The sequence below is a fragment of the Aeromonas sp. QDB14 genome (assembly GCF_027707845.1).
Lineage (GTDB): Bacteria > Pseudomonadota > Gammaproteobacteria > Enterobacterales > Aeromonadaceae > Aeromonas > Aeromonas caviae.
In genome coordinates this window covers 19,709-28,178 of the sequence record NZ_JAPCJD010000048.1, presented here as the reverse complement: position 1 = coordinate 28,178, position 8,470 = coordinate 19,709, and the positions used below count along the sequence as shown (strand labels likewise).

Genomic DNA, 8,470 nt, shown 5'->3' with positions numbered 1-8,470 from the left:
GCATGGTGGTCGTTACTGGGCTCGAACCAGTGACCCCCTCCTTGTAAGGGAGGTGCTCTCCCAGCTGAGCTAAACGACCTGGGATATGACTGAAATGATGGTGGGTCGTGCTGGATTCGAACCAGCGACCAATTGATTAAAAGTCAACTGCTCTACCGACTGAGCTAACGACCCATCGAAATCATTTTTAAAGCATGGTGGTCGTTACTGGGCTCGAACCAGTGACCCCCTCCTTGTAAGGGAGGTGCTCTCCCAGCTGAGCTAAACGACCTGGGATTCAATATTCAGAGTGGTGGGTCGTGTAGGGTTCGAACCTACGACCAATTGATTAAGAGTCAACTGCTCTACCGACTGAGCTAACGACCCACATCCTGAACCTTTCACCAACCGCATGTGGCGGCCAGCGTTACAACATGGTGGTCGTTACTGGGCTCGAACCAGTGACCCCCTCCTTGTAAGGGAGGTGCTCTCCCAGCTGAGCTAAACGACCTGGGATTCAATGTTCAGAGTGGTGGGTCGTGTAGGGTTCGAACCTACGACCAATTGATTAAGAGTCAACTGCTCTACCGACTGAGCTAACGACCCACATCCTGAACCTTTCACGAACCGCATGTGGCGGCCAGTGTTACAACATGGTGGTCGTTACTGGGCTCGAACCAGTGACCCCCTCCTTGTAAGGGAGGTGCTCTCCCAGCTGAGCTAAACGACCTGGGAATATTGTCTTCACCTGCTGTGAAGAAATGGTGGGTCGTGCTGGATTCGAACCAGCGACCAATTGATTAAAAGTCAACTGCTCTACCGACTGAGCTAACGACCCTCACCACGACCAGTGCCGACTGCATTACTGCTCCGGCTCTGACGGCGGCCTATATTACGGATTTATCATCCTGGCGCAATAGAAAAATCTTAAATTAAATCTGATTGTTCACTGCGCATACAAAGCACGGCGGTATTTACAAGAGTGTTACGAAAACAGTGACATGCAGCAATGTCACAGCTTGGCCAGACTCTGTTTGGCCAGCTGGGCCGGCGAGGTGTTGGGGTAACCCTTGATCACCTGCTCATAGAAGGCCTTGGCCTCTGCTTTCTTGCCGTCAAGCTGGGCGAGCATGCCGAGTTTCAGCAGGGCATCGGCCCGCTTGGGTGACTTGCTGTATTTGTTCGCCACCGTGGAAAACTGGCTCGCGGCCCCCGCCCTGTCGCCCTTGTTGAACATCAGCTGGCCGAGCCAGTAGTGGGCATTGGGAACATAGCTGGAGTTCGGGAACTGCTTGATGAACCCTTCGAAGGCAGGAATGGCCTTGTCGTAGTTCTTCTCCTTGAGCACCATGTTCACGGCTGCGTCGTAGGCCTGGTTCTCATCCTGGTTGGTGGAGTAGTTGGCAGCCGCGGCAGGAGGCGTTGCAGCACCTGCAGCAGGTGTTGCGGGCGCGGCGGCAGGCTGGCTGTTGGCCACCTTGTCGAGCTCTTGGTAGAGTTGGCGCTGGCGCTCCTGGGACTGCTCCATCTGGTAGGTCTGCTGTTCCAGCTGACCACGCAGCTCGGAGACCTCCCCTTGCAGGGAGTCGACCTGTTGCTGCAGTTCGGCCTGCAGACGCAGACGGGCGTTGAGGGTACGCTCCAGCAGAGCAACCCGGTCTTCCAGGCTGCCGGTCGGTACGATGGCACCATTGTTGCCGCTCAGCACTACGCCGCTGCTGCCAGAATCCCCGCTCAGATCGCTCACGGGTGCTGCCGCTTGCGCATTCAAAGCAACCAACACGGCCAGCGCAACACCAGCTTGCTTGTACACAGATTTCATTCGGATCAAACCTTAGCGTTTAGTGCAAATAAAACGGCCAGCGCATAGTCGCTCGCTGATACAGATTTCATTCGGATCAAACCTTGACGTTTAGTGCAAATAAAACGGCCATCGAAATGGCCGCTTGCATATAAACGAACTTCGTTCGACTCAAACCTTAGTAAACCAGGACTGCACGGCGGTTCTTGGCAAAGGCTTCCTCGGTGTGGGACAGATCCAGCGGCTTCTCTTCGCCATAGCTGACGATGGAGAGCTGCTCGGCCTGCACACCCAGAGTTTGCAGATACTTGGCAACAGCCTTGGCACGGCGCTCACCCAGCGCGATGTTGTATTCCGGCGTACCGCGCTCGTCGGCGTGGCCTTCGATCAATACCTTGACGCTCGGACGTTCACGCAGGTAGCTGGCGTGGGCATCCAGCAGGTCGGCGTACTGACCCTGAATGTCGTAACCATCGTACGGGAAGTAGATCACGTTATCGCGTTGCAGCGCTTCGAACTTCTGACGCATCTGCTCTTCCGGGGACAACATGCCGTTGGCGCCGCCGGTTTGTACACCGCCCATGCCGTCGGTCATGCCGGACTCGGCGCCAGCGGCGTCGGAGTCGGAAGAGGAGCTACAGGCAGCCAGGGTGAACAGTGGCAGTGCGATGGCCAGACCCTTGAGCAGTTTATTGAGTTGCATGCTATTTCCTTAAACCTTTATAACAAAACAAAAAACAATCGATTTTTATCAATTCAAGAAGGGCGACCAAGCTGGTGCACGAATTTCACCGCTACTGGTCGGAAGCACTGCCTTGAAGCGACCGTCGGTCGACACCAATGCAAGACTCTTACGACCCTGATAGATGGTGGCATAAATGATCATGCTGCCATTGGGAGCCACACTTGGCGATTCATCCAGAGCACTCTGGGTCAGTACCAGCATGGCTCCATTTTCCATATCCTGGCGAGCGATGCGATATTGTCCCTGAACCCGGGTCACCATCACCATGGACTTGCCGTCCGGTGTGATGGATGCCCCCTGGTTGGAATCCCCTTCCCAGGTCATCCGGCGAGTCATGCCAGTCGCCAAATTTACGCTATAAATCTGGGGTTTGCCACCACGTTCAGAGGTGAACAGCAAAGTTTGACCGTCCGGCATCCAGGAGGGTTCGGTGTCGATGGTTCGGTTATTTGTGACTCGAGTGAGTTGCTTGCTAGCAACATCAACGACATAGATGTCAGGCTGCCCATCTTTGGACAAAACAATAGCCAAACGACGACCATCTGGAGACCACTCCGGCGCACCGTTGATGCCACGGAAGCTGGTGATCAGACTGCGCTGCTGGGTGTAGATGTCCTGCACATAGATCTCGGACTTCTGGTTCTCGAAGCTCACGTAAGCCAGCTTGCTGCCATCCGGCGACCAGGCCGGGGACATCAGGGGTTCACGGGAGCGCAACAGAGTCTTCTCGTTGTAGCCGTCGTAGTCGGAGATCCGCAGCTGATACGGGAACTGGGTGCCCTGCTGCACGGAGACATAGGCCAGACGAGTCAGGAAGGCACCACGCTCACCGGTCAGACGCTCGTAGACGATGTCGGAGATGCGGTGGGCAAACTGGCGCATCTGGGCACCCGGGATGGTCGCCATGCGGCTGTCCAGGATGTAACCGTTCGCTTCACCGCCCTGGGTCTTGGCCAGCTGGCCTTTCAGGACGTCGACCAGCTCGAAGTTGATCTTGTAGGTGCCATCACCCACGGCGGCGATGGAGCCGACCACCACGGCTTCGACCCCCTGGGAAGCCCAGGGCGCGAAGTTGATCTCGCCGCTGGTGCTCGGCGTCTGCGGCATCTGGCCACGGGCCAGCGGCTTGAACTTGCCGCTGCGCATCAGGTCGTTGGAGACCACTTCCGCGATATCCTGCGGCAACTGGCCATTGCCCTCCCACTTGAAGGGGGCGATGGCGATGGGGCGCGCACTGTCGATACCGCCGGTGATGACGATGTCCAAGGCCGCCTGAGCGCTCTGGCCTAGCAGAAGGCAGCCAACCAAAGCAAAAAACACTTTTCTTATCATGGCTTAAATACTCTGTTCCAAAAAAATGAGAGGTGAAATCCCTTTATCAGCAGATGCTGCCAACCACGGTCATTGACCCCGTTCTATCACGCTTAGATGCTCGGCTCTAACTTGAGGTTAAACTCCTTCAACATCTCGAATGCCGCCGGATCCTTCGGCACCGGCAACTGGTTGGCCTTCAGCACCGCCGCCTTGCCGGAGCGGCAGACCGCCGGATCACCCTGACCGTTGTCCACCGAGATGACGAAGCCGCTACTGGCCAACTTGACACCGATAGTACATGTTTTGCCCCGCATGGTGGGATCCAAAATCATGTAGCGCTCGACCGTGGCCTTGATGAGGGCGGCATACTTGTCGACTTCGCCCTTGGCGGCTGCCGATGCTGCCTGACTGCGCGCATTGGCCTCGGCGGCCAGCTGCTGCTCCATCATGGCTTCCATCTCTTTTTGCAACTTGGCCTCTTCGGCCGCCTTGCGCTTGCGCTCCGCCTCAATCTTGGCCTTTCTGTCGGCCTCGGCCTTCGCCTTCTTCTCTGCGTCAGCTTTTGCCTTCTTGTCAGCCTCTTCCTTCGCCTTCTTCTCGGCCTCGGCCTTGGCTTTCTTCTCGGCTTCCGCCTTCGCCTTTTTCTCGGCTTCGGCCTTGGCCTTCTTCTCGGCTTCCGCTTTCTTGGCCTTGGCCTCTTCCGCCTTGGCCTTCTCTTCAGCCTGCTTCTTCTCCAGCTCTTCTTTTTTCTTCTTGAGCGCCAGCGCCTTGGCCTCTTCCGCCGCCTTGCGTTCGGCTTCGGCCTTCTTGGTCTTCTGCTCTTCCAGCTTGCGGGCTTCCTCGGCTTTCTGGGCCTTCTCTTCCGCCTGCTTCTGTTCAGCCTCTTTCTTCTGCTTGTCGGCTTCGGCCTTGCGGGTCGCCTCTTCGGCCTGCTTGCGCTTGGTCTCAGCGATACGCAGACGCTCCTGCTCCTGTGCCAGCTCGCGTTTGACGCGCTCAGCGTCTTCCTTGTCCTTCTGCTGCTGTGCAGCCTTGGGCTGGGCCTGCTTCTGCTGCTGGACCTGCTGCATCTGCTGCTCCAGCATTTCGCTGTCCATCATGACCGCATTGACGATCTGTCCCTTGGACTCGGGGCGCTTGGGTTTGCTGAAGTCGACACCGACCAGCAGGATGATGCCGATGATCAGATGCAGCAGCAGCGACGCGACGAGATAACCGGAAATACCACGCTTCACATCCATCTCCGTCAGTTCACCGGATCCGTCATCAGACCAACCTGAGGCACACCGGCTTTCTTGAGGGCCACCATCAGCAGGATCACCTCCTCGTAGCGCACGGACTTGTCACCGGCGACCACCACGGGCGCGTTCTGGTTGATGGCCAGATAGCCCATGGCCTTCTCGGTGATGTACTGCTGCATCGCCTCTGGGGTGCCACTCGGTACGGGTTCGTCATCCGCCTCGCCGGCCTTGATGACGTACTCACCCTCGGTATTGACGCTGACGATGAAAGGCGGCTTGGAGTCTTCCGGCAACTGCTCGGACTCCGCCTGGGGCAGGTCGACCTTGACCCCCTGCGTGATCACGGGCGTGACCGCCATGAAGATGATGAGCAGCACCAGCATGACGTCGATATAGGGCACCACGTTGATCTCGGCGACCTTCTTGCGTTTGAGCCGCTGATAGGTTTGCATTACTTCTCACCCTGCTGTGCGATTTGGCGGTTCAGAATGGTGGTGAACTCGTCCATGAAGTTGGCGTAGGCGTTTTCCAGCCGTTCGACCTTGTTGGTGAAGCGGTTGTAGAAGATAACGGCCGGGATGGCGGCAAACAGACCCATGGCGGTGGCGATCAGCGCCTCCGCGATACCCGGTGCCACCATCTGCAGGGTCGCCTGCTGAACCTGACCCAGAGCGATAAAGGCGTTCATGATCCCCCAGACGGTACCGAACAGACCGATATAGGGGCTGATGGAGCCGATGGTCGCCAAGACCGGCAGGTTGGACTCGAGATCGTCCACTGCACGGGACAGGGAGACGCGCATGGCACGATAGGTACCGTCCATCACCGCATCCTGACCGCGGGCACCGGCTTTGAGCAGGCGGGCATACTCCTTGAAGCCGGAGTAGAAGATGTCTTCCATGCCTTCGATGTCGTCACGACGGGAGGAGGACTCCTGGTAGAGACGATTGAGGTCGACCCCGGACCAGAATCTGTCTTCAAACTGCTCCGAGGCGAGGTTGGCCGCCTTGATGGCCTTGGAGCGCTGGATGATCAGCGCCCAGGAGACGACCGACATGCCCATCAGGGTCATCATGACCAGTTTCACCAACAGACTGGCTTGCCAGAACAGGCCAATAAACGAAATTTCAGCGTGCACTTAACAGCACTCCCTTGATTTTTTCAGGTATTGCAACAGGTTTCATTTGCGGATGACTGACACAGGCGATCTGTACCATGGCCTGAGTGATCAGCCGTCCATCAGCCGCCAGGATCTGCTGTGAAAAACGCATGGAAGCGCGTTTCACTTCAGTTACTTGCGTCATTACGGTCAGCAGTTCATTGAAGCGGGCCGCCGCGCGGAAGTCGATTTCGGTGCGACTCACCACAAACGCGATCCCTGCCTGCAGCAGGACATCCTGTTCGATGCCGCCTGCGCGCAGGAATTCGGTGCGGGCCCGTTCCATAAACTTGAGATAATTGGCGTTGTAGACGATGCCTCCGGCATCCGTGTCTTCGTAGTAGACACGCACCGGAAACTCAGAGACTTCCCCCATAAAAATCTGTGATCCATTCGACAGTCAGATGGGGGGCTATCATAGCGCAGGGCTGAATAGGAAAGAAGCAGGGGGAGACAGGGAAATCCCGTCTCTTCCTGTTTTTTATGGCGTGCTGCGGCGCCGACAGGCCGAAGACCACAGGGCTGTCAGCATCGCAAGAAAAGCGGAAAAGAGAAGTGGCTGCGAGCGGCGTGACGAGCGAGGTTCGGTTGCTCTGACCGGGCGACGGCACGCCCGTCAAAAAAGAAGAAGGAGGTGGGCTCATGCCGACCTCCTTCATCATTTATGGCAGGTAGTAGCTGCTGGTCAGCCAGAGCCCGCAGAGCAGGCTGGGCAGGGCGAGCCAGGGGAAGAACAGCACGCGACCCACCAGGCTGCGCGGGTGAAACCCCAGTCCATGCATGACACCGCAACAGACCGCCCACATCAGCCAGGGCGCAAGCCAGAGGCCGTGCTCACTGGTGTTGGCCGCGACCAGGTTGGGCGCCTGCAAGATGGCGACAGCCAGCAGGGCCGCCGCCAGCAGCATCAGACCTTGCCATGGCTGGCGCTCCAGAGGAGCGGCCAGCCGGGCGAGCCTGTCACTTGTCTTCATCAATCTGACGATCCAGGTTCTCGGTGTGCTCCAGCCAGAGCGCATTGATAATCCCAAACGCACAGGCCAGCAGCAGCCCCAGGATCCAGGTGAAATACCACATATCAGGGCACCTTCTTAGTAGAGCGATTGTTGGTTGTCTTCGATGTGCTTGTTACTCACCCGGCCGAACATCTTGATGTAGGTCCAGATGGTGTAAGCCAGCACGGTCGGCACGAAGACGACTGCGACTACCGTCATCACCTTGAGGGTGTTGAAGGAGGCGGTGGAATCCCACATGGTCAGGCTCTGGGACGGCTCGAGGCTCGAAGGCATCACGAACGGGAACATGGAGAAGCCCGCGGTCAGGATGATGCCGGCGATGGCCAGGGAGGAGAACAGGAACGCCACCCAACCCTTGTCCAGCTTGGCCGCCACGGCGGTCAGCAGACACATCACCAGACCCAGCACGGGTGCGGCAATCATCCAGGGATAGAGGTTGTAGTTCTGCATCCAGGCACCGGCCTGCACCACCACTTCCTTGTGAAGGGGGTTGGTGACGGCGTCGGTGGCGACGGAGCCCACAATCACATAACCATCCATGCCGCTCACCCAGACACCGGCCAGGGCGAACAGCACCAGGGTCAGCAGGGAGAAGATCATGGCGGCGGTGCGAGAGCGCGCCAGCACTTCACCTTCGGTCTTCATCATCAGCCAGGTTGCACCCTGGGTGATGATCATGAAGAGGCTCACCAGACCGGCCAGCAGGCCGAACGGATTGAGCAGACCGAAGAAGTTGCCGTGATAGGTCATCATCAGGAACTGGTTGAAGCTGAACGGTACACCTTGCAGCAGGTTGCCGAACGCCACCCCGAAGATGACAGGGGGAATGGCGCTACCGGCAAACAGAGCCCAGTCCCAGTTGGAGCGCCACTTGGCGTCTTCCTGCAGGGAGCGGTATTTGAAGCCGACCGGACGGAAGAACAGCGCCATCAGGGTCAGGATCATGGCGATGTAGAAGCCGGAGAAGGCCGCCGCATAGACCATGGGCCAGGCGGCGAACAGGGCACCACCGGCGGTCACCAGCCAGACCTGGTTGCCTTCCCAGTGCGGCCCCATGGTGTTGAGCATCACGCGACGCTCCACATCCTTCTTGCCGACGAAGGGGAGCAGGGCGCCCACCCCCATATCGAAACCGTCGGTGATGGCAAACCCGATCAGCAGCACGCCGACCAGCACCCACCAGACCAGACGCAACAGTTCGTAATCAAACATGGG

The 8,470-nt window shown here is 57.9% G+C and carries 11 protein-coding genes and 8 tRNA genes; all 19 read right to left on the bottom strand.

The features are described from left to right. Window positions 1-3: 3 nt before the first annotated feature. Window positions 4-79, bottom strand: a tRNA-Val gene (locus PG887_RS15165). Window positions 80-98: 19 nt separating this feature from the next. After that, window positions 99-174, bottom strand: a tRNA-Lys gene (locus tag PG887_RS15160). Between the two features lie 21 nt (window positions 175-195). Next, a tRNA-Val gene (locus tag PG887_RS15155) sits at window positions 196-271 on the bottom strand. 19 nt (window positions 272-290) lie between these two features. Beyond that, a tRNA-Lys gene (locus PG887_RS15150) sits at window positions 291-366 on the bottom strand. A gap of 48 nt (window positions 367-414) precedes the next feature. Then, window positions 415-490, bottom strand: a tRNA-Val gene (locus PG887_RS15145). A gap of 19 nt (window positions 491-509) precedes the next feature. Beyond that, window positions 510-585: transfer RNA gene (locus PG887_RS15140), tRNA-Lys, on the bottom strand. 48 nt (window positions 586-633) lie between these two features. Beyond that, window positions 634-709: transfer RNA gene (locus tag PG887_RS15135), tRNA-Val, on the bottom strand. A 32-nt stretch (window positions 710-741) separates the two neighbouring features. Next, window positions 742-817, bottom strand: a tRNA-Lys gene (locus tag PG887_RS15130). A gap of 174 nt (window positions 818-991) precedes the next feature. Next, window positions 992-1,801 (bottom strand): tol-pal system protein YbgF, encoded by an 810-nt coding sequence (ybgF, locus tag PG887_RS15125; protein WP_041211017.1) that lies wholly within the window; start codon window positions 1,799-1,801, stop codon window positions 992-994. Between the two features lie 157 nt (window positions 1,802-1,958). Further along, on the bottom strand, window positions 1,959-2,483 hold the full coding sequence (gene pal / locus PG887_RS15120; protein WP_010672877.1) for a peptidoglycan-associated lipoprotein Pal: 525 nt from the start codon (window positions 2,481-2,483) through the stop codon (window positions 1,959-1,961). A gap of 48 nt (window positions 2,484-2,531) precedes the next feature. After that, window positions 2,532-3,857, bottom strand: a complete 1,326-nt coding sequence (gene tolB, locus PG887_RS15115; protein ID WP_010672876.1) for a Tol-Pal system beta propeller repeat protein TolB — start codon at window positions 3,855-3,857, stop codon at window positions 2,532-2,534. A 92-nt stretch (window positions 3,858-3,949) separates the two neighbouring features. Next, complete coding sequence (gene tolA, locus PG887_RS15110; RefSeq protein ID WP_042014603.1) at window positions 3,950-5,080, bottom strand: cell envelope integrity protein TolA; 1,131 nt, start codon at window positions 5,078-5,080, stop codon at window positions 3,950-3,952. Between the two features lie 5 nt (window positions 5,081-5,085). Beyond that, window positions 5,086-5,532 (bottom strand): protein TolR, encoded by a 447-nt coding sequence (gene tolR, locus PG887_RS15105; protein ID WP_010672874.1) that lies wholly within the window; start codon window positions 5,530-5,532, stop codon window positions 5,086-5,088. Then, window positions 5,532-6,218, bottom strand: coding sequence for a protein TolQ (tolQ, locus tag PG887_RS15100; protein WP_010672873.1), 687 nt, complete (start codon window positions 6,216-6,218; stop codon window positions 5,532-5,534). Before tolQ ends, tolR begins: the two co-directional genes overlap by 1 nt. Continuing rightward, the gene (ybgC, locus tag PG887_RS15095; RefSeq protein ID WP_010672872.1) at window positions 6,208-6,615 is read right to left on the bottom strand and encodes a tol-pal system-associated acyl-CoA thioesterase; all 408 of its coding nucleotides are present in this window, start codon (window positions 6,613-6,615) and stop codon (window positions 6,208-6,210) included. Before ybgC ends, tolQ begins: the two co-directional genes overlap by 11 nt. Then, on the bottom strand, window positions 6,599-6,883 hold the full coding sequence (locus PG887_RS15090; RefSeq protein ID WP_270822132.1) for a hypothetical protein: 285 nt from the start codon (window positions 6,881-6,883) through the stop codon (window positions 6,599-6,601). The genes ybgC and PG887_RS15090 overlap by 17 nt, the downstream gene beginning before the upstream one ends. Before the next feature lie 18 nt (window positions 6,884-6,901). Then, window positions 6,902-7,213 (bottom strand): cyd operon YbgE family protein, encoded by a 312-nt coding sequence (locus PG887_RS15085; protein ID WP_039039483.1) that lies wholly within the window; start codon window positions 7,211-7,213, stop codon window positions 6,902-6,904. Beyond that, the gene (gene cydX / locus PG887_RS15080; protein WP_005331536.1) at window positions 7,200-7,316 is read right to left on the bottom strand and encodes a cytochrome bd-I oxidase subunit CydX; all 117 of its coding nucleotides are present in this window, start codon (window positions 7,314-7,316) and stop codon (window positions 7,200-7,202) included. The genes PG887_RS15085 and cydX overlap by 14 nt, the downstream gene beginning before the upstream one ends. Before the next feature lie 14 nt (window positions 7,317-7,330). Then, window positions 7,331-8,467 carry a cytochrome d ubiquinol oxidase subunit II gene (gene cydB, locus PG887_RS15075; protein WP_010672870.1) on the bottom strand — a complete coding sequence of 379 codons (1,137 nt, stop codon included), beginning with the start codon at window positions 8,465-8,467 and terminating at the stop codon, window positions 7,331-7,333. Window positions 8,468-8,470 lie beyond the last annotated feature (3 nt).